The organism is Shewanella sp. SW32 (genome assembly GCF_025653365.1).
Classification (GTDB): domain Bacteria; phylum Pseudomonadota; class Gammaproteobacteria; order Enterobacterales; family Shewanellaceae; genus Shewanella; species Shewanella oncorhynchi.
The window spans coordinates 1-696 of record NZ_JAKKSJ010000102.1 but is presented as its reverse complement, the minus strand read 5'-3'; the positions used below and the strand labels follow the sequence as shown (position 1 = coordinate 696).

Annotated in this window: 1 protein-coding gene; it reads right to left on the bottom strand. The window is 51.4% G+C overall.

The window, feature by feature from the left end; translation table 11 throughout:
• Nucleotides 1-696: IS4 family transposase (locus tag L5M28_RS24005; RefSeq protein ID WP_263204543.1), on the bottom strand; the 696-nt coding region annotated here is incomplete at both ends.

The window sequence follows — 696 nt, the reverse complement described above, 5'->3', positions numbered from 1 at the left end:
AGTTGCTGGATACGTGTGGCGATAAATGCCAGAATCACAATCATCCGCTCCAGATTATCTTTGCTTTGCAGCCGTAAGTCTTCCACCTGCGTACCGCCCGTTTTCCAGGATTTATGGAAGTCTTCAATCAGCCAGCGGCGCTCGTAGTAATCAAGAATTTGTTGCGCTTGCTCTGCTGTTGTGACTACCTCAGTCGTCAGCAGGTGCCAACAGAGGCCATCTGCGCTGTCTTTCTCCTGACAACCCACATAAAACAGCGGCACTGACTGGCCCGTTTTATTCGCCGGAACCTTCACGGTAATGGGGGCAAAGCGGATATCRCAGTGCGCAACTCTGGCTTTGCGACCGCCTTTTTGTTGCACCTGTACCATCCGCTCACCGGCACTTTGCAGCGTCTCACTAAACGCATAGAGTTTGTGCTGGTCTTCTTCAATACAGCGGCTTTGCATCGAGCGCACAATAAACCGTTGTTGTGTGTCGGTTTTAAAGCGCAGGTATTCGATGATATCGGCTTCACGGTCACAAACCGAAATCACCTTCTGCATCTGTGGTCCCAAGCGAGTCGCCATCGCTGCTGAAGCCCGTTGCCATTTGTAACTTTCTTTCTGTTCATAATCACGTTTGGCACGTTGTTTTTTCTGGCCATAGGCTTCGCGGTCGCGTGCCCAGCGATGCTGCTCAATCAGTCCAACGACC